This is a genomic window from Pseudomonas sp. 1912-s (genome assembly GCF_029269205.1).
In the GTDB taxonomy this organism is placed as follows: Bacteria; Pseudomonadota; Gammaproteobacteria; order Pseudomonadales; family Pseudomonadaceae; genus Aquipseudomonas.
In genome coordinates, this window is record NZ_JARIXR010000004.1 from 64,896 (window position 1) to 85,855 (window position 20,960).

17 protein-coding genes are annotated in these 20,960 nt (G+C 62.7%); 14 read left to right on the forward strand and 3 right to left on the reverse strand.

Annotation, left to right across the window (positions count from 1 at the left end):
• Window position 1: 1 nt before the first annotated feature.
• The gene (locus P3C29_RS06770) at window positions 2–562 is read right to left on the reverse strand and encodes a carboxymuconolactone decarboxylase family protein (RefSeq protein WP_275964154.1); all 561 of its coding nucleotides are present in this window, start codon (window positions 560–562) and stop codon (window positions 2–4) included.
• Between the two features lie 102 nt (window positions 563–664).
• On the opposite strand from P3C29_RS06770, the gene P3C29_RS06775 reads away from it, so the two are divergent.
• The gene (locus P3C29_RS06775) at window positions 665–1,570 is read left to right on the forward strand and encodes an AraC family transcriptional regulator (RefSeq protein ID WP_275964155.1); all 906 of its coding nucleotides are present in this window, start codon (window positions 665–667) and stop codon (window positions 1,568–1,570) included.
• On the opposite strand, the gene P3C29_RS06780 is transcribed toward P3C29_RS06775, so the two are convergent.
• A complete protein-coding gene (locus P3C29_RS06780) occupies window positions 1,561–2,478 on the reverse strand; it encodes a LysR family transcriptional regulator (protein WP_201124409.1) in 918 nt (305 codons plus the stop codon). The two genes, P3C29_RS06775 and P3C29_RS06780, sit on opposite strands and share 10 nt — an antisense overlap.
• A gap of 119 nt (window positions 2,479–2,597) precedes the next feature.
• Here P3C29_RS06780 and P3C29_RS06785 point away from each other — a divergent pair, with 119 nt between their 5' ends.
• On the forward strand, window positions 2,598–3,593 hold the full coding sequence (locus P3C29_RS06785; RefSeq protein ID WP_201124410.1) for an aldo/keto reductase: 996 nt from the start codon (window positions 2,598–2,600) through the stop codon (window positions 3,591–3,593).
• A 6-nt stretch (window positions 3,594–3,599) separates the two neighbouring features.
• Here P3C29_RS06785 and P3C29_RS06790 read toward each other — a convergent pair whose 3' ends face one another.
• A complete protein-coding gene (locus P3C29_RS06790) occupies window positions 3,600–3,998 on the reverse strand; it encodes a hypothetical protein (protein WP_275964156.1) in 399 nt (132 codons plus the stop codon).
• Between the two features lie 200 nt (window positions 3,999–4,198).
• Between P3C29_RS06790 and P3C29_RS06795 the strand changes: the two genes are divergently transcribed.
• The 12 genes from P3C29_RS06795 (at window position 4,199) to glgX (ending at window position 20,960) form a co-directional block, all read left to right on the forward strand.
• Window positions 4,199–6,193, forward strand: coding sequence for a methyl-accepting chemotaxis protein (locus tag P3C29_RS06795; RefSeq protein WP_169388722.1), 1,995 nt, complete (start codon window positions 4,199–4,201; stop codon window positions 6,191–6,193).
• A gap of 90 nt (window positions 6,194–6,283) precedes the next feature.
• Entirely contained in the window at window positions 6,284–6,739 is a 456-nt protein-coding gene (locus P3C29_RS06800; RefSeq protein WP_275964157.1) for an SRPBCC family protein, read from the forward strand.
• 154 nt (window positions 6,740–6,893) lie between these two features.
• Window positions 6,894–7,340 carry a DUF411 domain-containing protein gene (locus P3C29_RS06805; protein ID WP_010171588.1) on the forward strand — a complete coding sequence of 149 codons (447 nt, stop codon included), beginning with the start codon at window positions 6,894–6,896 and terminating at the stop codon, window positions 7,338–7,340.
• A 3-nt stretch (window positions 7,341–7,343) separates the two neighbouring features.
• Complete coding sequence (locus P3C29_RS06810) at window positions 7,344–7,775, forward strand: YqaA family protein (protein WP_275964158.1); 432 nt, start codon at window positions 7,344–7,346, stop codon at window positions 7,773–7,775.
• 56 nt (window positions 7,776–7,831) lie between these two features.
• The gene (locus P3C29_RS06815; protein ID WP_275964159.1) at window positions 7,832–8,845 is read left to right on the forward strand and encodes an alpha/beta hydrolase; all 1,014 of its coding nucleotides are present in this window, start codon (window positions 7,832–7,834) and stop codon (window positions 8,843–8,845) included.
• Between the two features lie 26 nt (window positions 8,846–8,871).
• On the forward strand, window positions 8,872–9,825 hold the full coding sequence (locus tag P3C29_RS06820) for a D-2-hydroxyacid dehydrogenase family protein (protein WP_201124415.1): 954 nt from the start codon (window positions 8,872–8,874) through the stop codon (window positions 9,823–9,825).
• A 387-nt stretch (window positions 9,826–10,212) separates the two neighbouring features.
• On the forward strand, window positions 10,213–11,772 hold the full coding sequence (gene glgA / locus P3C29_RS06825) for a glycogen synthase GlgA (protein WP_275964160.1): 1,560 nt from the start codon (window positions 10,213–10,215) through the stop codon (window positions 11,770–11,772).
• Between the two features lie 17 nt (window positions 11,773–11,789).
• Entirely contained in the window at window positions 11,790–13,541 is a 1,752-nt protein-coding gene (gene treZ / locus P3C29_RS06830) for a malto-oligosyltrehalose trehalohydrolase (RefSeq protein ID WP_275964161.1), read from the forward strand.
• On the forward strand, window positions 13,538–15,622 hold the full coding sequence (gene malQ / locus P3C29_RS06835) for a 4-alpha-glucanotransferase (RefSeq protein WP_275964162.1): 2,085 nt from the start codon (window positions 13,538–13,540) through the stop codon (window positions 15,620–15,622). The genes treZ and malQ overlap by 4 nt, the downstream gene beginning before the upstream one ends.
• Window positions 15,619–18,375: a malto-oligosyltrehalose synthase gene (locus P3C29_RS06840; protein WP_275964163.1), complete on the forward strand. Its 2,757-nt coding sequence runs from the start codon at window positions 15,619–15,621 to the stop codon at window positions 18,373–18,375. Before malQ ends, P3C29_RS06840 begins: the two co-directional genes overlap by 4 nt.
• Window positions 18,376–18,399: 24 nt before the next feature.
• On the forward strand, window positions 18,400–18,678 hold the full coding sequence (locus tag P3C29_RS06845; protein ID WP_010171604.1) for a DUF2934 domain-containing protein: 279 nt from the start codon (window positions 18,400–18,402) through the stop codon (window positions 18,676–18,678).
• Between the two features lie 122 nt (window positions 18,679–18,800).
• Window positions 18,801–20,960 carry a glycogen debranching protein GlgX gene (gene glgX / locus P3C29_RS06850; protein ID WP_201124421.1) on the forward strand — a complete coding sequence of 720 codons (2,160 nt, stop codon included), beginning with the start codon at window positions 18,801–18,803 and terminating at the stop codon, window positions 20,958–20,960.

Here is a 20,960-nt window from a genome sequence, read left to right on the forward strand (position 1 = left end):
TTCAGCTTGCCGGTTTTTCCCAACGGTATTGCGCCAGCTCCGGGTTCAGCGGGGTACGGGCAAACACGTTGGCGAAGTTGCACAGGGTCGCCAGGCTGACGCCCAGGATAACCTCCAGCGCATGACCGTCCGTGTAACCGGCCTCACGGAACGCGGCATAACCGGCGTCGCTGACATCACCGCGGGTGGCGATCACTTCGCGGGTGAACTCGGCGAGTGTCTCATAACGCTCGTTGGGCAATTCGCCGCGCTGGCGCAAGGCGTCGATCACGTCTTCCGGCAGCTTGGCCTTGTTGCGCGCTACGGCAGTGTGCCCGGCGACGCAGAAATCGCAACCGTGGGTCGTGGCGGCAATCAATTGCACTACTTCACGGTCGGCCAGGCTCAGGTCCGACTTGGCATTCAGGCCGGACACGGTGATGTAGGTTTCCAGTGCCGCCGGGGCATTGGCCAGCACCGCCAGCAGATTGGGGATGAACCCGGAACCCTTCAGGGCATTTTCCAGAAAGGGCTTGGCCGCTTCAGGGGCGGTTTCCGGGGTTAGCATCGGTACGCGGGACATGGAGTGGTCTCCTCATGGATTCGTGTACCCAGTCTGTTGGTTATAAAAAATCCGCTCAATAGTCTAAAGTAGCGATTACTTGCTCTTGAGTCTTTCCATTAGATGAATTCGTCCAGTTCACTCGTCGATTGGTTATTAGATAGCCTCGAACTCAACACCAGCCTGTTTCACGTCGGGCGTTACTGCGGCGACTGGCGTGCCAGCACCCACGGCCTGGCGAGCGCGAGCTTTCATCTGGTGGTGCAGGGGCACTGCTGGATGCACATCGATGGCGACTCCACCCCTTACCCGCTGAACAACGGCGACGCGGTATTCCTGCTGCGGGACCTGGCGTATCGCTTGTCCAGCGATGGCACCGCCGACGGCGCCCAGGAATGCCCGCGCAAGCCAATGCTGCCGCTGGACAGCCAGGCAAGCGACGGTGTGGGCCTGGTGTGCGGGTTCTTTCATTTTCAATCCGGGCTGTCGGCGATGATTGTCGACTCCCTGCCTGCCTGGATCATTCTGCGGGCGGGCGACCCTTCGCTGACGGCCGCACGCAACCTGTTCGAACTGATCCTGCAGGAATGCGAGCGCACACCCGCGCCCTCACCCGCCTTGCTGGAGCGCCTGTGCCACCTGCTGTTTCTGTATGTGCTGCGCCAACAGGTACTGGACAACACCGAACTCGGCGGCCTCGCGGCGCTGGCCCGGCAACCGGCATTCGCGCGCCTGCTGGAACAACTCATCGCCCGCCCGGCCGATCCCTGGACCCTGGAAAGCATGGCGGCCTGCACCGGCTTGTCGCGCTCGGCGTTCTTCAAGCGCTTCAATGAACTGTGCGGCCAGTCGCCGGGGCAAGTGCTGCTGATGATGCGCGTGCGCCACGCCTGCCAATTGTTCAAGCAGGACCAGACCGTGGCAGACGTATCCCTGGCCGTGGGGTATCAATCGGTGGCCGCCTTCACCCGCGCCTTCCATAAAGTCACCGGCTTTCAGCCCGGCGCCTATCGCAAGGCTCAAGGCTGACGCTGCAACCCGTTGCCCGGCCGCGCACACAACTCCACCAGCCAATCGACAAATACCCGCACCCGTTGCGACAACTGGCGGTGCGGCGGGTACAGCGCGGTCAATGGCAACTTCGGCGGTTGCAGGTCCGCCAGCACCTCCACCAGGGTGCCTGCTTCCAACTGGCGAACCGCGTGATAGTAAGGCGTCTGCACCAAGCCATAACCCGCTTCACAGGCCGCCAGGTAACCGTCGGCGCTGTTCACCGCGACTTGCTTGGGCAGGTCCACCAACCGTATGTCATTGCCCATCTGGAACTCCAGGCCATAGCGCTTGCCGCTGGTGCTGGAGAAGTACTCGACCACCAGATGGCCGGCCAAATCATCCAGTGTCGACGGCAGGCCGAACTGCTGCACGTAGCCGGGACTGGCGCAGGTCACCTGATCCATCATTGCCAGCGGCCGGGCCACCAGTGACTCGTCCAGCGCCAGGCCACCGCGCAACACGCAGTCCACGCCTTCGCGAATCAGGTCCACAGGGCGGTCGTTGAGGCCGATTTCCAGGTCGATCTGCGGGTAGCGGGTGGTGAACTCGGGCAGCGCCGGAATCACCAGGAAACGGCCGATCCCCGACGGCATATCAATGCGCAACGTGCCGCGCGGGTTACGCCGGCTGGTGGAGAATACGGCTTCGGTTTCCTCAAGGTCGGCCAACAGCCGTACACAGCGCTGGTAGTAGGCGGCACCGTCCAGGGTCGGGCTGACCTGGCGCGTGGTGCGCTGCAACAGTTGCACCCCAAGGTGGGCTTCCAGTTGCTTGATCAGGATCGTCACCGAGGCGCGCGGCAGCTGCAGGCTGTCGGCGGCCTTGGCAAAACCGCCCAGTTCGACGATCCGCACAAACACACGCATGGCGTTAAAACGGTCCACTGGCGGGTTTCCTTCGAGGATTGTTTAGAATTTCATAATAGTGATAGTGGTTTTAGCCGGTTTATCCCGCTTTTGTCGAGGGCAACAATGGAGCCCTTCCCCACACAGGAGCTGGACCCATGCACACTCGTCAACTCGGCAAAAACGGTCCCCAGGTTTCCGCCATCGGCCTCGGCTGCATGGGCATGACCGATTTCTACACCACGGGCACCGACACCGCCGAAGCCCTATCCACCCTGCATCGCGCCCTGGAACTGGGGATCAACCTGCTGGACACCGCCGACATGTACGGTCCCCACACCAACGAAGCGCTGATCGGCAAGGCCATCGCCGGCAAGCGCGACCAGGTGTTCCTTGCCAGCAAGTTCGGCATCGTGCGCGACCCGTCGAACCCCACGATACGCGGCGTGAATGGCCGCCCGGAATACATTCGGGATGCCATCGATGGCACCTTGAAACGCCTGGGCGTGGAAACCCTCGACCTGTACTACCAGCACCGCATCGACCCCGACGTGGCGATTGAAGAAACCGTGGGCGCCATGGCCGAGCTGGTCAAGCAAGGCAAGGTGCGTTACCTGGGCTTGAGCGAGGCGTCGGCCGCCACCCTGGAGCGCGCGCACAAGGTTCATCCCATCAGCGCCCTGCAAAGCGAATATTCGTTGTGGAGCCGCGACCAGGAAGACAACGGCTGCCTGGCAGCCTGCCAGCGCCTGGGCATTGCGTTTGTGCCGTACAGCCCGCTGGGCCGGGGCTTCCTCACCGGCGCGCTGAAAAGCCCGGACGATTTTGCAGCGGATGACTACCGCCGCTTCAGCCCGCGTTTTCAGGGCGAGAACTTTGCGAAGAACCTGTTGCTGGTGGAACAGGTGCAGGCACTGGCCGCCGATAAGGGCGTGACCGCCGGGCAGCTGGCGTTGGCCTGGGTATTGGCGCAAGGGGATTACCTGATCCCGATCCCCGGCACCAAGCAACGCAAGTACCTCGAAGAGAACGTCGCCGCACTGGAGGTCAAGCTGAGCCCGGCCGAGCTGGCGGCGCTGGAAGCGATCTTCCCGGCCAATGCAACCGCCGGATTGCGTTACCCGGAAGCCGTCATGCAGATGCTCGACAAATAACCCCCCTCAAGGGTGCTTGCGAAAGTCCGACAGGATGAAGGGCGTGTGGGCTCTCAGCCAGGTATCAACCTCGTCCAGCGACGCCAACTGCTCGCTGTGGGACTCCACACTGTTGCGCGTGATGCTGACGGTATAGCCGTCGGCGTCCTGTCGCAGGGTGCCCGTGCACTTGACCGGTAGGCCGTTCTCCTCGGTAAATGAGGTGGCGGTCAATGGCGCAGTGGTTAACGCCTCAGTGGCGCGTGCCTTGAGGGCCTTGCGCTTGGCGGCAAGCTCCCTGGCGACGACCACGCCGCCAATTGTGACGGCCAGGTATAAAAGCGCCAGGTAGTTGTTGGTGGTGCCTCTGCGCGTGTGGTGCTCAATGCTCAGCCAATTCACCACCTGATAGATGATTTCGTCCATGTTTTACCGGGGGATCCGTCGCAGATTCAAGCCCGCATCAAACACCCCGGCAACCCAAAATAGAAGCCTCCTACAGGTTTTATTTATTCGTACTACTTTCTTGCACCATAGTACCTAAAGCTCCTCCCTCCCAAGCCGATAGCCCTTCGAAGCTCTAACAAAGCCGCGTCGCACAATAAACGCTTCGTAAGGACGACCCCATGCCCTCATTGCGCTCTATCCAAGCCCGTTACACCCTGTTTCTGGTGCTGTTCGTCCTGTTGTTATTCGTATTGACGGTGGTGGGCATCGGACAGTTGGTGGCCCCCAAGCTGCGCCACACCGAAGAACAGGTGGCCCTCAATCGCATTGCCGAAGTGGCCGAGCAGATCCAGGGCGAGCTGAACAAGGTTCAGGCCCAGCAACGCAGCATCACCCAAACCATCCCACTGCTGGACAGCGACGCCATCGACAAGGTGCTGCCAGGCCTGGTGGACCAGTACGGCGAACTGAAAGTGTTCGGCGGCGGCATCTGGCCCCTGCCCAACCAGCGCACGCCGGGGCGTAACAAGCACAGCACCTTCTGGCACCGCGATGCCTCGGGCAAGCTGGCCGTGAATACCTTCTGGAACAGCGACGCGGCCCCCAATTATTACGACCAGAGCTGGTACAAGGGCGGGCTCGCCTCACCCCGCGGCCAGTGCGCCTGGGCGGCAGCCTACAAGGATGACGCCAGCCAGGAGCCTCGCACCAACTGCGCGATGGCGATCCAACGTGACGGCGCGGCGTACGGCGTCGCCACCATCGACGTGACCCTGGGCTTCTTCAACGACCTGGTGGCCAGCAAGGAAAAAGACCTCGGCGGGCAAATGCTGATCGTCGAAGGCGACGGCAAGATCATCAGCAACAGCACGCGCCTCAGCAGCCCGGTGGTGTTGAAAAACATCAGCGAACTGGTCGGCACCTCAGCCTTTGCCGCCCAGGTCAGCGCGGGCCTTGCCCATCGCGATCAGACCCTGCAGCGCAGTGAGTTCGACAACCAGGGCGTGGCCAGCACCTTCTTCATGCGCCCGATCGAAGGCACGCCGTGGTTCCTGGCCACGGCACTCCCGACTTCGCTGATCACCGCCCAGCGGGATGACGTGCTGGGCACCCTGGCGATGCTGCAAATCCCGATGATTCTGCTGCTGGTGCTGTTGCAGGTGTATGCCATCCGCCAATTGATTAAACGGATGACCGCGCTGAAGACCAATATCGACGCGCTGTCCAACGGCGATGCCGACCTGACACGACGCATTACCATTCGCGCCGAGGACGAACTGGGGGCGATCGGGCATTCGGTGAACCGCTTTATCGTCTACCTGCAGAACATGATCGGTGAAGTGACCCAGGCCACCGGCGCCATGTCGTCGAGCCTGGCACAGTTGCAGCAGACGTCGGCCCAGACCAACCAGATCCTGGTGCGCCATGCCTCGGAGACCGATCAGACGGTGACCGCCATCACCGAAATGAGCTCTACCGCCGACACCGTGGCCGAGAACGCCGCCGAAACCGCCGCGTTCACCCAGCGCGCCAACGAGCACGCCGACCGTTCGCGGGTGGTGGTCGGGGAAGCTTCGCGCAGCGTCAGCGCGTTGATCGGTGAGGTTTCCAGCGCCACTCACACCGTGGAAAACATGCGCCAGGACGCCGCCCGCATTACCGAAACCCTCGGTGTGATCGGCGCCATCGCTGGCCAGACCAACCTGCTGGCACTCAATGCGGCCATCGAAGCCGCCCGCGCCGGCGAACAGGGCCGGGGGTTTGCGGTGGTCGCCGACGAAGTCCGTGCCCTCGCCGCCCGTACCCAGGCCAGCACCTCGCAAATCAACGAAATGCTCGCGCGCCTGACAACCGGCGTGAGCTCTTCGGTGACCGCCATGGAAGCCACCCAGGCCAGCTGCCAGTCCGCCGCGGACGCTACCGCACGGGTCAACACAGGTCTGGACGAGATGGCCGGCTCTGTCAGCCATATCAATAACCTCAGCACCCAGATCGCCACGGCTGCCGAACAGCAAAGCGCGGTGACCGAGGAAATCAACCGCAGCATGGTGCACATCCGCCACATGGTCGAAGAACTGGTGCAAAGCGGCCACGCCACGGAACACAACACCCAGAGCCTGCTGGATGCAAATGGCCGGGTAATTGCGTTGATGGGACGCTTCAAGGTTCGTTGAAAAATAGCCTGCCGACTCCCGTGCAATGTGCGGGAGCCGGACTATTCTGACAGCTCAAAGTGCTTAGTCTCGCCACACAGGAGGTGTGTCATGCACGCAGTTGAGCACCCGATCCGCACTGAGCAGATCAGTCAGGAACGCTTTATCCAAGTCCCTATCGAAGCGGTTTACGACTACGTCACCCAACCGGATCGCTGGCATGAATGGCATCCGACATCCCTGGGTGCCGACACCGGCATCACCGGTTCATTACCCAGCGGCCACCGTTTTACCGAAACCATCGACCTGCTGGGTGTGCGGGTGCAGATGAGCTATCGCGTGCAGATTGCGCAGCGACCGCGGGAGTTCAAGACCGCATTCACGTCCCTGGCCGTCGACGGCTGTATCCACTATCTGCTGCAGACACGGGGCAGCGGCACGCTGTTCAAGCGCATCCTGACCTATGAAACCGAACTGCAACTGATCACCCTGCATGAACGTATGGTCGCGCTGTCCAACCAGGCCCTTGATCAACTCAAGCAGCGCCTGGAATCCTCGATTACCTGACAAAACCGTCATCTCCCCCTCAGATTTCAGACAGCACCAGGCCGTTATTCTGGTGCTGTCGGTTTTTCGTAAAACTTCGTAACACTCCCGGAAAACCCTTTGCTGAAAAGCAGGGAGAATGCCCGGCTGTTGCCCTTTACCTGATGAGATGACGATGAAAACCACCCTGCGACTGGCCGCGCTGTCGGCCCTGCTCATGAGCCCCCTGGCCCAGGCCGCCGAGCTGATCCCGATTGATGTGCACCGCGATGCCAACTGCGGTTGCTGCAAAAAGTGGATTGCCCACCTGGAAAGCAACGGGTTCAAGGTCAACGACCATGTGGAAGCCAACATGAGTGAGGTCAAGCAACGCCTGGGCGTGGCGCCGCGCCTGGCGTCGTGCCACACCGGGGTGATCGACGGCAAGTTCGTCGAAGGCCATGTGCCTGCCGATCAGGTGCTGGCCCTGCGCAAGCGCGACGATTTGCTGGGCATTGCGGCGCCGGGCATGCCGTTGGGCTCGCCGGGCATGGAGATGGACGGCAGCAGCGATGCCTACCAGGTGATCGGCCTGACCCGTGAAGGCAAAGACGTCGTCGTGGCTGACTACCCGGCCCGCTGATTGATGCTCGCCGGTTACCTGGGGCTGTTTTTCGCCGCCTTCGGCGCCGCCACGCTGTTGCCGATGCAGTCGGAGGCGGTGCTGGTGGGGCTGTTGCTCAGCGGGCATTACAGCCTGTGGCTGCTGCTTGGGGTTGCAACACTGGGCAACGTATTGGGCTCGCTGGTCAATTGGTTGCTGGGGCGTTCGATTGAACGCTTCAAGGAACGACGCTGGTTTCCGGTGAGCCCGAAACACCTGGAAAAGGCCCGCACCCACTATCAACGCTGGGGCCACTGGTCATTGTTGCTCAGTTGGGTGCCTATCATCGGTGATCCGCTGACGCTGGTGGCCGGGGTGATGCGCGAACCGTTCTGGCGTTTCCTGCTGCTGGTGACCCTGGCCAAAGGTGCGCGCTACGGGGTATTGGCCCTGCTGACCCTGCACTGGATTTAATCTCCCGTTAATCCCTCCGCCACAGCATCCGGGCACTGTTTCCGGAGCCTGTCCCCATGCCCAACATCCGCTCATTCTGCGTCGCCGGCCTGCTGCTCGGCAGCGCCCTTCCCGCCTTCGCCGCCACCGAGGGCCCGACCTACGGCCCCGAACTGCAAGGCTTCCAATACCCTTATCCGGTGGAGCACTTCACCTTCCAGTCCCAGGGAAAATCCCTGCAAATGGGCTACATGGACGTGCCGGCCAAGGGCAAAACCAATGGCCGCAGCATCGTGCTGATGCATGGCAAGAACTTCTGCGGCGCCACCTGGGATGCCTCGATCAAGGCCCTGAGCGACGCCGGCTACCGGGTGATCGCCCCCGACCAGGTCGGTTTCTGCACCTCCAGCAAGCCGGACAATTACCAGTACAGCTTCCAGCAATTGGCGATCAACACCCACCAACTCCTGGAAAAACTCGGCATTCAAAAGGCCACGCTTCTCGGCCATTCCACCGGTGGCATGCTTGCCACGCGCTACGCCTTGCTCTATCCGGAACAAACCGAACAGCTTGCACTGGTGAACCCTATCGGCCTGGAAGACTGGAAAGCCATTGGCGTGCCCTATCGCAGCGTTGACCAATGGTACGAGCGCGAGCTGAAACTGACCGCCGACGGCATCCGCAATTATGAGCGCGACACCTACTACGCCGGCCACTGGAAGCCCGAATACGAGCGCTGGGTGCAGATGCTCGCCGGCATGAACAAGGGCCCCGGCCACACCCAGGTGGCATGGAACTCGGCGCTGATTTACGACATGATCTTCACCCAGCCGGTGTACTACGAGTTCAAGGACCTGCAGATGCCCACCCTGCTGCTGATCGGCACCGCCGACAACACCGCCATTGGCAAAGACATCGCGCCACCGGCGGTCAAGGCGAAGATCGGCAACTACGCCGTGTTGGGCAAGCAAGTGGCCAAGCTGATCCCCCACGCCACCCTGGTGGAATTCCCGGGCCTGGGCCATGCGCCGCAAATGGAAGAGCCGGCACAGTTTCACAAGGCGCTGTTGCAAGGGCTGAATGCCCTCTAATCCAACCTTTTTCGAGGCACGCGTGAATGTCGGTACAGATCGCAGTGATTGATGATTGGCAGAATGTGGCCAGTGGCGTGGTGGACTGGTCAGTCCTGGCGTCGGTGGGCCAGGTGCACTTCCTCCACGACTACCCGGCGGACACCGCCACCTTGATCGAGCGTTTGCAGGGCTTCGAGGTGATTTGCGTGATGCGCGAACGCACCCCCTTCGATCAGGCACTGCTGCAAGGTTTGCCCCGGCTCAAGCTGCTGGTGACCGGCGGCATGCGCAATGCCGCCCTCGACATTCCCGCCGCCAAGGCCCTGGGCATCCAGGTGTGCGGCACCGACAGTTACAAGCACGCCGCCCCGGAACTGACCTGGGCGCTGATCATGGCCTCCACCCGCAACCTGCTGGCCGAAGCCAATTCCCTGCGGGCAGGCGGTTGGCAAGTGGGCCTGGGTGGCGATCTGTACGGCAAGACCCTGGGGATCCTCGGGCTGGGCAGCATCGGCCAGAAGATCGCCAAATACGGCCAGGCATTTGGCATGCGGGTGATTGCCTGGAGCGAAAACCTCACGCCGGAACGCGCCGCCGAAGCCGGCGTAACCTGGGTCAGCAAGCGCGAGCTGTTTGAACAGGCGGATGTACTGTCGATTCACCTGGTACTCAGTGACCGCAGCCGCGGGCTGGTGGACGCCGAGGCGCTGGGCTGGATGAAACCTGCTGCGCGCCTGGTGAACACGTCCCGCGGGCCGATTGTCGATGAGGCGGCCCTGATTGACGCCTTGACCCATGGCCGGCTCGCAGGCGCTGCCCTGGATGTGTACGCCCAGGAGCCGTTGCCGGACGGGCACCCGTTCCGCCAGTTGCCGAATGTCTTGGCCACGCCACACGTCGGTTATGTCAGCGAGCAGAATTACCGCCAGTTCTACGAACAGATGATTGAAGACATTCAAGCGTGGGCCAAAGGGGTGCCCGTTCGCCCGCTGTCCTGATCACTCCACGCACCAATTAAGAGCGCCCGCTTCCTGGTGGCCAGAAGTGGGCGCTTTTGTACATGAAAAAAAATTTGTCCTACAAAATTCCCCACAGACCCCGCAGGCTCCGGGATCTTGTCCTAGACTCATGACCGATGGGTCCGTTCCAAAACAAAAACCCCGCAAAAAATCGAAACTTTCGAACTCTGCCGCAGGTCAGGTTTAAGGTAAGGCGAGCGCTGACGGTTCACACCAAACGCCCGTCCATCCACTCTATTTAAGACTCCAACACAACTGGCATAAGCCTTGCCAGTCTGTGTAGCGCTTGTGCGCCTGGCCGCAGGATGCGGTCAACCTTCGCTGATTGCCATATGCCATCAGCCGACCAATACATGGGAGAGAACTATGATCAGTGCCGCTTTAGATACTCAGGGAGAGCGTTTTAGTCAGCCGGTTGGCGGGCCGACCTCTTTGGCCGACCTGCCCAACACGCTGCGGCCGGTCCCAAGTCAGAATCCCAATCGCAAGAAAGTATTGTTCGTGACATCCGAGCTGGCTGACCTGGTGAAAACCGGCGGCCTGGGTGACGTGTCCGCCGCCCTGCCCCGTGCCATGGCGCACCTGCACGATGTGCGCGTGCTGATCCCTGGTTACCCGCAGGTGCTTGACAGCGACAACCCCATTCATATCATCGGTGAGCTGGGCGGCCACGCTGCGTTGCCACCGTGCAAGATCGGGCGCATGGACCTCAAGGATGGCCTGGTCATCTACGTGCTGATCTGCCCCGAGTTGTATGAGCGCGAAGGCACGCCCTACGGCGCCAACAACGGCCGCGACTGGCCCGACAACCATATTCGCTTCGCCCGCCTGGGCCTGGCCGCTGCCGATATTGCCGCCAACCTGGCGCAGATCCACTGGTGCCCGGACCTGGTGCACGCCCATGACTGGCCTGCTGGCCTGGCGCCGGCCTATATGCACTGGCGCGGGTCACGTACCCCGACCCTGTTCACCATTCATAACCTCGCCTACCAGGGTGTGGTCAGCCTGGCCTCGTGCCCGGAACTGGGAATTCCCGAACACGCCTTGCAACAAGAAGGCATGGAGTTCTACGGCAAGCTGTCATTCCTGAAGGCCGGCATGGCGTATTCCAGCCATATCACCACGGTCAGCGCGACCTACGCCCAGGAAATCACCACCCCCGAATTCGGCTGCGGTCTGGACGGTTTCCTCGCCAGCAAGACCCAGCAAGGCCTGCTCAGCGGTATTCCGAACGGCATCGACGAGAGCTGGGAAGCCTCCACTGACCCGCACCTGACCCACCCCTTCAACATCGGTGACTGGGAAGGCAAGGCGCTGAACGCCGCCCATGTACGCAACCTGTTCGGCCTGGAAGAGTCCACCGGCCCACTGTTTGCCGTGGTGTCGCGCCTGGTCTACCAAAAAGGCCTGGACCTCACCGAAGCGGTCGCCAGCTTTATCGTCGAAAATGGTGGCCAGATCGCAATCATCGGTCGCGGCGAGCCTGAAGAAGAACAAGCCATGCGCGCCCTGGCCCTGCGCTTTCCGGGCCAGATTGGCGTGCGCATCGGCTTCAACGAGACCGATGCCCGGCGCATGTTCGCCGGCAGCGACTTCCTGCTGATGCCGTCCCGTTATGAACCCTGCGGCCTGAGCCAGATGTACGCCCAGCGCTTCGGTTCGCTACCTGTTGCCCGCAACACCGGCGGCCTGGCCGATACCATCGAGGATGGCGTTACCGGTTTCCTGTTCAACGAATCCACCGTCGAGAGCTACGAAGCGGCGTTGAGCCGTGCGTTCAAGGTCTTCGCCTTTCCCGGCCTGCTCAACGCCATGCGTTGCCGGGCCATGGCCGCACCGTTCAACTGGTGCAAGGCGGTGGAACCCTACGCCGAACTTTACGAACAACTGGTGGCGAAATCACTGGGAAGATCGGGGAAAAATTAAAAAAGAGGTCTTCATAGATGCCGTCAAGGACTCTGGAAACATGGCCCCACGGCGCGATCATGCTGGATGCGGAACACACCCGTTTCGCCTTGTGGGCACCCGACGCGTTTTATGTCAGCGTTGAATTTGAAGAAGGTAAATCGGTAGCGATGCTGCCCCAGGCCGATGGCTGGTTTGTGGTGCAGCTGCAATGTCCCGCCGGGACACGCTACCGCTACAGCATCGACGGTGAACAGGACGTTCCCGACCCGGCTTCCCGGGCACAGGCCACGGACGTTCACGGCTTCAGCGTGGTCGTCGACCCTCTGGCCTATCAGTGGCGCCACAGCCACTGGCAAGGCCGGCCCTGGCACGAAGCCGTGATCTACGAACTGCACGTGGGCGTGCTGGGGGGCTACGCCGAGGTCGAGAAACAACTGCCGCGCCTTGCGGAGCTGGGTGTCACCGCCATTGAGCTGATGCCCATCGCCCAGTTCCCCGGCGAACGCAACTGGGGCTACGACGGTGTCCTGCCCTACGCACCACAATCTTCCTACGGTTCGCCCGAACAGTTGAAACAGCTGATCGACAGCGCCCACCACCACGGCCTCGCGGTGATTCTGGATGTGGTCTACAACCACTTCGGCCCCGACGGCAATTACCTCGGCAGCTACGCCAAAGGTTTCTTCCGCGAAGACGTGCACACGCCCTGGGGCGCCGGCATTGACTTTGATCGCCGGGAAGTTCGGGATTTCTTCATCGACAACGCCCTGATGTGGCTGCTGGAGTACCGCTTTGACGGCCTGCGCCTGGACGCGGTACATGCCATCAACGACCCCGAATTCCTGGAGGAACTGGCCGAACGCGTGCGCCAGCAAGTCGACGCGGGGCGCCATGTGTGGCTGGTGCTGGAAAACGAATTCAACCAGGCCAGCCTGCTGGAGCGCGGTTTCGATGCGCAGTGGAACGACGACGGCCACAACGCCCTGCACGTGCTGCTCACCGGCGAAACCGACGCCTACTACACCGACTTCGCCGAAGACCCCACCGGCAAGCTGGCCCGCTGTCTGAGCGAAGGGTTCATCTACCAGGGCCACACCACCCGCCACGGCCACTCACGCGGTGAGCCCAGTGGCCACCTGCCGCCCAGTGCCTTTGTGCTGTTCCTGCAGAACCACGACCAGATCGGCAACCGGGCCCTGGGCGAACGCCTGCATCAACTGTGCTCGCCCCAGGCCTTGAGCGCTGCGACGACCTTGCTGCTGATGTCGCCGATGATCCCGTTGATGTTCATGGGCGACGAAGTCAACGCCGAAGAGCCGTTCCTGTTCTTCACCGACCACCACGGCGAACTGGCCGAGGCGGTACGCGAAGGCCGGCGCAACGAGTTTGCCGACTTTGCTGCGTTCAGCGACCCGGAACGCCGCGAACGAATTCCCGATCCCAATTCCCTGCAAACCTTCCGCCGCTCGGCACCCGCCCTCGCCGACTGCGGCGACTCACAGCTCTATCGCCAACTGCTCAGCCTGCGCCACCAACATATCGTGCCGCACCTGCCGGGCAGCGTGGCCCTGGGTGCGCACGTACTGGCGGTGGGCGCGGTCACGGCGCGCTGGCGCCTGGGCAATGGCAGCCTGCTGCAGATCGACCTCAACCTGAGCGCCGATTCTCTGAACTACCCAGCGGCCGAGCACCTCCTATTTGTGACGCAGGCCAGCGGGGCCCAACAACTGGCCCCCTTCAGTGCCCGCGTCAGCCTCACCCATTCCCCTGTTGGAGAGCACCCTTGAGCGACGCGCAATTGGAAATACTCGCCAGCCGAGCGGGCCTGGCCGTCGATTGGATCGACGCGAATGGCCGCCCGCAACATGTCAAACCCGACGCCCTGCGCGCCGTGCTCAAAGGCCTGGGTCACCCGGCCGACAGCGATGCCGCCATCGAAGCCAGCCTGCTGGACCTGGAACGCGTGCAGCAAGACAAGCACCTGCCACCGCTGATGACCGTCGACAGCGGTGCCGGCCTGGACCTGGCGCGCTACTTCGCCCCCGGCACGCCGTGCCAGATTCACCTCGAAGACGCCAGCGTGCTCGACCTGAAGCTGGACGATGACGCGGTGCTGCCCGGGTCGATTCCGGTCGGCTACCAGCAGGTGCATATCGCCGACCAGCATTTCACCCTGGCCGTGGCACCGACCCACTGCTACACCGTCGCTGAAGCGGTCGACACCCAAACCGCCCGGGCCTGGGGCCTGAGCGCCCAACTGTATTCCCTGCGCCGCAGCGGCGACGGTGGTTTTGGTGACACCCAGGCACTGGAGCAGTTGGCCCGTTCCGCCGCCGAACGTGGCGCCGATGCCCTGGCCATCAGCCCGATGCACGCAATGTTCAGCGCCGACACCGACCGCTTCAGCCCATATTCCCCGTCCAGCCGGCTGTTCCTCAACAGTTTGTACGCCTCCCCCGGCTGCATCCTCGGCGAACGTGCGGTGCAAACCGCCATCGAAACCAGCGGCCTGGCCGACGAACTGCAAGACCTTGAGCAGCAAAGCCTGATCGACTGGCCGGCCGCCGCCAAAGCCAAGCAGCGCCTGTTGCGCACCCTGTATGAAGACTTTCGCCAGGGCGACCACCCGCAGCACGCCGACTTCCTGAGCTTCCGCCAGGCCGGCGGCGAAGCCCTGGAAAACCACTGCCGCTTTGAAGCCGTGCAAGCCGAGCGTGCAGCCAATGGCGAGAGCCTCGACTGGCGTCACTGGCCCGAGGACTGGCACAGCCCGCAAAGCCCGGCACTGGCGCAATTCGCCGAAACCCATCGGGATGAAATCGGCTTCTATGCGTTCAACCAATGGCTGATCGCCCGCTGCCTGGAGCGTGCGCAACAAGCGGCGCGCGGCAGTGGCATGGGCGTCGGCCTGATCGCCGATCTCGCGGTGGGCGCGGACGGCGGCGGCAGCCAGGCCTGGAGTCGCCAGGATGAACTGTTGGCAGACCTCACCGTGGGTGCGCCACCCGACATTCTCAACCGTGCCGGCCAGGGCTGGGGCATCTCCGCGTTTTCCCCGGAAGGCCTCAAGCGCAACGGCTTTCGTGCGTTTATCGAAATGCTGCGGGCCAACTTTGCCCATGCCGGCGGCCTGCGTATCGACCATGTGATGGGCTTACAACGCCTATGGGTGATCCCGATGGATGCCTCGCCGCGGGACGGGGCTTATCTGTATTACCCGGTGGATGACCTGCTGCGGCTCCTGGCGCTGGAGTCGAGCCGCCACCAGGCAATCGTCCTCGGTGAAGACCTCGGCACCGTACCCGACGGCCTGCGGGAAAAACTCATCGCCCGCTCGATCCTCGGCATGCGCGTGCTGCTGTTCGAGCAAGACCATGGCGGGCAGTTCAAGCCGATTCTGGATTGGCCGGACAACGCACTGGCCACCACCAGCACCCACGACTTGCCCACCCTCAACGGCTGGTGGCACAGCCGCGATATCGACTGGAACATCCAGCTGGGGCTGATCGACGCCCCCACCGTCGAACAATGGAGCGAGCACCGCCTGCGGGAACGCCAGGCGCTGCGCCAGGCCCTGAGCCAGGACCCGCAGAACTTCACCGATGAAGTGCGCAACGAAACCGACCACGTTATCGACGCCAGCGTGCGCTACCTGGGCCACACCCGTGCGCCGTTGGTGCTGCTGCCCCTGGAAGATGCCCTGGGCGTGGAGGAGCAAGCCAACCTGCCCGGCACCACCGACACCCACCCGAATTGGCGGCGCCGCCTCGCGGGCGATGCAGCCACCCTGCTCGACGATGAAAACGCCGCCCGCCGCCTTGAGCTGCTGGCCGTGGCGCGCCTCCAGGCCCACGAGCGTGACCGATGAAGCCATTGACCCTGCGGGCTACCCAACGCCTGCAATTTCACAAGGGCTTTACCCTCGACGACGCCGTGCCGCTGGTGCCGTACTTCGCCGAACTGGGCATCAGCCACCTTTACGCCTCGCCGCTGCTGAGCGCCCGCGCCGGCTCGATGCACGGCTATGACGTGGTCGACCCGACCACCGTCAATCCCGAGCTCGGCGGCGAACCGGCGCTGCGCCGTCTGGTAGCCGCACTGCGCGAGCATGAGATGGGGCTGATCCTCGATATCGTCTCCAACCACATGGCCGTCGGCGGTGCCGATAATCCGTGGTGGCTGGACCTGCTGGAATGGGGCCGACTGAGTCCCTACAGCGAATTCTTCGACATTCAATGGCACTCGCCGGACCCGCTGCTCAAAGGCCAACTGCTGATGCCGTTTCTAGGCAGCGACTACGGCGAAGCCCTGCAATCCGGCGCCCTGCCCCTGCGCTTCGACCCACAGCACGGCAGCTTTTTTGTGGAGCATTACGAACACCGTTTTCCGATCTGCCCGCGGGAATACGGCGACCTGGTGCCCATCAAGGCCCTGGCCGACCGTTTCAGCAGCCTGGCCTACCAGCCGGACGCCTACCCTCAGGCGGTCGCGCTGAAACGGGAGCTGGCTGAGGCGGCCCGCAATCCCGAGACCCTGAAGGCTATCGAAGACAACCTCGGGCTCTACGACGCGCGCCAGCCCGACGGTTTTGCCCGCCTGCATACCCTGCTGGAACAACAAAGCTATCGCCTGGCCAGTTGGCGCACGGCGGCAGACGACATCAACTGGCGGCGCTTCTTCGACGTCAACGAGCTGGGCGGCCTGCGGGTTGAACGCAGCGCGGTGTTCGAAGCCACCCACGGCAAGATCTTCCAACTGATCAGCGAAGGCCTGATCGACGGCCTGCGCATCGACCATATCGACGGCCTCGCCGACCCACGTGGTTACTGCCGCAAACTGCGGCGCCGGGTGGATTCCCTGGCGGGTGGGCGGCACCTGCCGATCTTCGTCGAGAAGATCCTCGGCGAAGGCGAAACCCTGCGCGAAGACTGGCGCGTGGATGGCACCACCGGCTACGAATTCATGAACCAGTTGTCGTTGCTGCAACACGACCCCAAAGGCTTCGAGCCTCTGGCTGAGTTATGGACTCGCCACACCGAACGCCCCGCTTCGTTTATCGAAGAAGCCTGGCTCGCCCGTCAGCAGATCCTCAACGGCTCCCTCGCCGGCGACTTTGAAAGCGTGGCCCAGGCCTTGCTGCAAGTGGCCCGGGACGATGTGATGAGCCGCGACCTGACTTTGGGTGCGATTCGCCGCGCGTTGCAGGAACTGATCGTGCACTTCCCGGTGTACCGCACCTACATCAGCGCCCGGGGCCGCAGCGAACTGGATGACGTGTTCTTCCTGCAAGCCCTGGCCGGTGCCCGCAGCACCTTGAGCGAAGCCGACTGGCCAGTGCTCGACTACCTGGAAAAATGGCTCGGTGGCCAACCCTGGCGCGACCGCCCATTGGGCCGTGAACGCAAGATGCTCAAGCACGCCTGCGTACGCTTCCAGCAACTGACCTCGCCGGCTGCGGCCAAGGCCGTGGAAGACACCGCGTTCTATCGCTCGGGCGTGTTGCTGTCGCGCAATGACGTGGGCTTCAGCACCGAGCAGTTCAGCGCACCGCTGGACGACTTTCATGCCGTGAATCAGCAACGCCTGCGCACGTTCCCCGACAACCTGCTGGCCACCGCCACCCACGACCACAAGCGCGGCGAAGACACCCGCGCGCGCCTGGCCGTGCTCAGCGAATGCGCCGAATGGTACGCCGAACAGGTGGAGCAATGGCGCCCCCTCGCCGCCCGCCTGCGCAGCGATGGGCAGACGCCTTCGGCGGGTGACGAACTGATCCTCTATCAGGTGCTGCTGGGCAGTTGGCCCCTGGACCTGCACCGCGACGATGCCGAGGGCCTGGCGGACTATCACCGGCGTCTCTGGCAGTGGCAGCAGAAAGCCTTGCGTGAAGCCAAGTTGAACAGCAGTTGGAGCGCACCCAACGAGCTGTATGAACAAGGTGTCGAAGCGTTCCTGTCACGGCTGCTGCTGGAGGACTCCGGCAAGGCCCTGCGCGACGCCATCGGCGAAGCCGCCCAGGCCATCGCCCCGGCGGGTGCGCTCAACGGGCTGGCGCAATCCTTGCTTCGCCTCACGGTGCCGGGGGTGCCGGATCTGTATCAGGGCGATGAGTTCTGGGACTTCACCCTGGTAGACCCGGATAACCGCCGGCCCGTGGACTTTCACGCACGGCAACAGGGGCTGCACACACCGCCGGACATCGGCGAGTTGCTGTTCAACTGGCATGACGGGCGTATAAAACAGGCGGTGATCAGCCAGGTCCTGACGTTGCGCAAGGCGCATGCGCAACTGTTTCGCCAGGGCAGCTACGAGCCGCTGGAAGTGGTCGGCGAACACGCTGAACGGGTGGTCGCCTTCTACCGCGAATACCAGGGCAAACAGCTGCTGGTGGTGGTGCCACGCTGGCCGCACCGTCTGCTTGAAAACGGTGTGTACCCCCTGATCAACGCGCAGATTTGGGGCGATACCCGGGTCCGATTACCGTTCGCCGCCCCAACCCAAAATTGGAAGGGACTTTTCCGAACAGGCGCAGTCACACCAAACAAGGAGCTCATGATCAGCGCTGCCCTGGGGGATTTCCCGGTCAATGTCTTTATCAATCCTGATGGTCAAGAAAGCTGAAAATTTTCTGCGAGGAGCATTGTGATGAGTACTGAAGACAAACGCATACGCGAATTAGCGCATCAGATCTGGGAGTCTGAAGGTAAACCCCACGGCGAGGACGCGCGACACTGGGAGATGGCGCGCAAACTGGCAGAAGCCGAAGCGCTGACGCCATCCAAGACGCCAAAGGCCGCCGCCAAGGCCAAGCCTAAAGCCAAGCCGGCAGCGGCTGCCGCGGCCAAGCCGGCCGCCGCACCCAAGCCAGGCGCGGCACCGGCGCCGAAGAAGCCCGCTGCGGCGAAGAAGCCCAAGGCACCCTGAGCCAAAGCCCCTCCTGCGGCTGCGCCCGCACCGCAGGAGGCTATCCAGACACCGATATTTAACTGGCTTCGCGCCGGCACGGCCTCGTTCGGCCCGGAAAATCTACTTGCAGGAGCATCTCAATGAGCAAACCCAACAAGCCCAACTCGACGCCGGAAAACGAGCCGTCGCGGATTCGTGAAGGTTTGCCCTTCCCCCTCGGCGCGACCTGGGACGGTCTGGGGGTCAACTTTGCACTGTTCTCGGCCAACGCCATCAAAGTCGAACTGTGCATTTTCGACGACAGCGGCGAAGTCGAGCTGGAACGCATCGAACTGCCGGAATACACCGACGAGACCTTCCACGGCTACCTGCCCGACGCCCACCCAGGGCTGATTTACGGCTATCGCGTGTACGGTCCTTATGACCCGGCCAACGGTCATCGCTTCAACCACAACAAATTGCTGATCGACCCCTACGCCAAACAACTGGTGGGCGAACTCAAATGGTCCGAGGCGCTGTTCGGCTACACCATCGGGCATCCAGACGCCGACCTGAGTTTCGACGAGCGCGACAGCGCGCCCTTCGTGCCCAAGTGCAAAGTCATCGACCCGGCTCACACCTGGGGCAACGACCAGCCGGTGCGCACGCCGTGGGATCGCACGATCATTTATGAAACCCACCTGCGCGGCATCACTATGCGCCACCCTTCGGTGCCTGAAGAAGTGCGCGGTACCTGCGCCGGGCTGATGGTCGATGACGTGCTCAAGCACATTCGCCAGTTGGGCGTGTCGTCGGTAGAACTGCTGCCCGTGCACGCCTTCGTCAACGACCAGCACCTGCTGCAAAAAGGCATGACCAACTATTGGGGCTACAACAGCATTGCCTTCTTCGCGCCAGACCCGCGCTACCTGGCCAGCGGCAAGATTGCCGAGTTCAAGGAGATGGTCGCGCACCTGCATGAAGCCAAGCTGGAAGTGATTCTGGACGTGGTCTACAACCACACCGCCGAAGGCAACGAGCAGGGCCCGACCCTGTCCATGCGCGGCATCGACAACGCGTCGTACTACCGCCTGATGCCGGATGACAAGCGCTTCTACATCAACGATTCAGGTACCGGCAACACCCTCGACCTGAGTCACCCGTGCGTGCTGCAAATGGTCACCGACTCGCTGCGTTACTGGGCCACCGAGATGCACGTCGACGGTTTCCGCTTCGACCTGGCAACCATCCTCGGCCGCTACCGCGACGGTTTCGACGAACGCCACAGCTTCCTCGTGGCCTGCCGCCAGGACCCGGTGCTGCGCCAGGTGAAAATGATCGCCGAGCCCTGGGACTGCGGCCCCGGTGGCTATCAGGTTGGCGGCTTCCCGCCGGGCTGGGTGGAGTGGAACGACCGTTTCCGCGACACCGTGCGCTCGTTCTGGAAAGGCGACGACGGCCAACTGGCCGACTTCGCCGGGCGCATGACCGCCTCGGGCGAGATGTTCAACCAGCGTGGCCGGCGCCCGTACAGCTCGGTGAACTTCATCACCGCCCATGACGGTTTCACCCTGCACGACCTGGTGTCCTACAACGACAAGCACAACGAAGCCAACGACGAGAACAACCAGGACGGCAGCAACAACAACCTGTCGTGGAACCACGGTGTCGAAGGTCCCACCGACGACCCGGAAATCAACGCACTGCGCCTGCGCCAGATGCGTAATTTCTTCGCCACGCTGCTGCTGGCCCAGGGCACGCCGATGCTGGTGGCCGGTGACGAATTTGCCCGTACCCAGCACGGTAATAACAACGCCTACTGCCAGGACAGCGAGATCGGCTGGATCAACTGGGAACTGGATGAAGACGGCAAGGCCCTGCTCAAGTTCGTCAAGCGCCTGATCAAGTTGCGCCTGGCGTACCCGATCCTGCGTCGCGGGCGCTTCCTGGTAGGCGACTACAACGAAGACATCGGCGTCAAGGACGTGACCTGGCTGGCGCCAAGCGGCGATGAAATGACCACCGAACAATGGCAGGACGGCCATGGCCGCTGCCTGGGCATGTTGATGGATGGCCGCGCCCAGGAAACCGGGATTCGTCGCCCGGGGGCCGATGCCACCTTGTTGCTGGTGGTCAACGCCCACCACGACATGGTCAATTTCCGCCTGCCACCGGTACCGGATGGCGGCTTCTGGACCTGCATGCTCGACACCAACCAGCCGTCGGTGCGTGGCCAGGAGCGCTTTGATTTCGACCACGAATACGCGGTCACCGGGCGCTCGCTGTTGCTGTTTGAACTGCAGCATGAGGACGAGGTGTGA

Excerpts from the sequence above, each read along its gene's own strand:
- P3C29_RS06770 (WP_275964154.1), bottom strand. The coding sequence starts at position 562 with ATGTCCCGCGTACCGATGCTAACCCCGGAAACCGCCCCTGAAGCGGCC.
- P3C29_RS06775 (WP_275964155.1), top strand. The coding sequence starts at position 665 with ATGAATTCGTCCAGTTCACTCGTCGATTGGTTATTAGATAGCCTCGAA.
- P3C29_RS06785 (WP_201124410.1), top strand. The coding sequence starts at position 2,598 with ATGCACACTCGTCAACTCGGCAAAAACGGTCCCCAGGTTTCCGCCATC.
- P3C29_RS06790 (WP_275964156.1), bottom strand. The coding sequence starts at position 3,998 with ATGGACGAAATCATCTATCAGGTGGTGAATTGGCTGAGCATTGAGCAC.
- P3C29_RS06795 (WP_169388722.1), top strand. The coding sequence starts at position 4,199 with ATGCCCTCATTGCGCTCTATCCAAGCCCGTTACACCCTGTTTCTGGTG.
- P3C29_RS06800 (WP_275964157.1), top strand. The coding sequence starts at position 6,284 with ATGCACGCAGTTGAGCACCCGATCCGCACTGAGCAGATCAGTCAGGAA.
- P3C29_RS06805 (WP_010171588.1), top strand. The coding sequence starts at position 6,894 with ATGAAAACCACCCTGCGACTGGCCGCGCTGTCGGCCCTGCTCATGAGC.
- P3C29_RS06810 (WP_275964158.1), top strand. The coding sequence starts at position 7,344 with ATGCTCGCCGGTTACCTGGGGCTGTTTTTCGCCGCCTTCGGCGCCGCC.
- P3C29_RS06815 (WP_275964159.1), top strand. The coding sequence starts at position 7,832 with ATGCCCAACATCCGCTCATTCTGCGTCGCCGGCCTGCTGCTCGGCAGC.
- P3C29_RS06820 (WP_201124415.1), top strand. The coding sequence starts at position 8,872 with ATGTCGGTACAGATCGCAGTGATTGATGATTGGCAGAATGTGGCCAGT.
- glgA (WP_275964160.1), top strand. The coding sequence starts at position 10,213 with ATGATCAGTGCCGCTTTAGATACTCAGGGAGAGCGTTTTAGTCAGCCG.
- treZ (WP_275964161.1), top strand. The coding sequence starts at position 11,790 with ATGCCGTCAAGGACTCTGGAAACATGGCCCCACGGCGCGATCATGCTG.
- P3C29_RS06840 (WP_275964163.1), top strand. The coding sequence starts at position 15,619 with ATGAAGCCATTGACCCTGCGGGCTACCCAACGCCTGCAATTTCACAAG.
- P3C29_RS06845 (WP_010171604.1), top strand. The coding sequence starts at position 18,400 with ATGAGTACTGAAGACAAACGCATACGCGAATTAGCGCATCAGATCTGG.
- glgX (WP_201124421.1), top strand. The coding sequence starts at position 18,801 with ATGAGCAAACCCAACAAGCCCAACTCGACGCCGGAAAACGAGCCGTCG.